This window comes from Brevibacillus sp. SKDU10, assembly GCF_001645205.1.
In the GTDB taxonomy this organism is placed as follows: domain Bacteria; phylum Bacillota; class Bacilli; order Brevibacillales; family Brevibacillaceae; genus Brevibacillus_B; species Brevibacillus_B halotolerans.
The window spans coordinates 1-613 of record NZ_LSSO01000116.1 but is presented as its reverse complement, the minus strand read 5'-3'; the positions used below and the strand labels follow the sequence as shown (position 1 = coordinate 613).

General features: G+C 42.4%; 2 pseudogenes. Both read left to right on the top strand.

Annotation, left to right across the window (positions count from 1 at the left end):
• A pseudogene (locus AYJ08_RS24385) lies at positions 1 to 181 on the top strand (O-antigen ligase family protein); the annotation flags it as partial.
• Positions 182 to 201: 20 nt separating this feature from the next.
• Positions 202 to 613, top strand: a pseudogene (locus AYJ08_RS07270) (hypothetical protein); the annotation flags it as partial.

Here is a 613-nt window from a genome sequence, read left to right as displayed (position 1 = left end):
TTTCTATACTGGCTTAGGATTATTCTGCGGTTTTCTGGCAGTGTTCTTCCATAATTTTGTGGAAAACATTTTTGAAGTGCCGTTTATGTCTACCTTCTTCTGGCTCTTAGGCGGAATGGTAGCGGCGCTAGCCACTCTTGACTTCCGGTACGCCAACCGCAAAATTGGCTCCAGATCTTAAACGAGAAAAAGGTGAATTGTATGCGACAGCTGTTTAGGCTGCAAACCTTATACTGGGCAGTTTATGCCTTTGCCCTGTTTATCGCTTATAACTTGGTGGTCAAGGTCGCTTTTATTGATCTGTCATGGATTGCACTCGTGATCTTTGTGCCACTGCTTATTGGGACGTACTTCCTCATTCATAAAAAGGAACGGCGTCAGGTGATTATTTTTACCATTGGTTTTTTGCTGTTAGACAAAGCATTGACCACATTAGATGATCGTATCATGGTCAAATATGTAATAGGCGCGATTGGAGCGATTATTGCCATTGCTCTACTGGTTAAGTTTTACGGGAAAGTGAAATGGAACGCGGTATTTGCACTTGTTGCAGTAGCTTGCTTGACTAATTTCACCTATGCGCGTGATAATCTGGCAGCGATTAATCATTTTG